Origin of the sequence: Pseudomonas sp. 86_A, assembly GCF_017491705.1 — a bacterium.
Lineage (GTDB): Bacteria > Pseudomonadota > Gammaproteobacteria > Pseudomonadales > Pseudomonadaceae > Aquipseudomonas > Aquipseudomonas koreensis.
Genome location: NZ_JAFGYS010000077.1, coordinates 1 through 520 on the forward strand (window position 1 = coordinate 1; position 520 = coordinate 520).

Here is a 520-nt window from a genome sequence, read left to right on the forward strand (position 1 = left end):
GGTGGCATCGATCCAGGCGGTGAAGCTTTTCAGGCCGAGCGGGATGTCGTCGGGCTTTTCCTCGCCCGGCTTGCAATAGGCGATGCAAGTTTCGGCGTAGGGCGTGCCCGGCTGGGTGATGAAAACGCGAATGCCGATGCCGCTGGTGTTCTGCTTGGCCAGCAGCTCGGCCAGGTAATCGTGTGCTGCGTCGGTAACGGTGATAGCGCTCATGGAAGTTCCTCGCGAGACATGCGGCGCAGTGTACGTCAATGTTGGGACCGCACAAAAGACCAACGGTTTTACTCGGATATGCCGCCGCTCGACAACAACATGAGCCATGTTCATGCAAAGCGCGGCGGCGATCAAAAAGCACACAGCTTTGCTATGCTGGCGCCCTTTCGTTCAATGCTCCAGGTAGTCCCCCATGTCGTCATCCCAGACCTCCCGCGCCGCACGTCTTCAGGCCCTTCACCACGCGCTCCTCAAGCGCATCCTGATCCTCGACGGCGGCATGGGCACCATGATCCAGAGCTATAGG

1 pseudogene is annotated in these 520 nt (G+C 59.6%); it reads right to left on the reverse strand.

Annotation, left to right across the window (positions count from 1 at the left end):
* Window positions 1-213 (reverse strand): annotated as a pseudogene (locus J5M57_RS28070) (Fe-S biogenesis protein NfuA); the annotation flags it as partial.
* Between the last annotated feature and the right edge of the window lie 307 nt (window positions 214-520).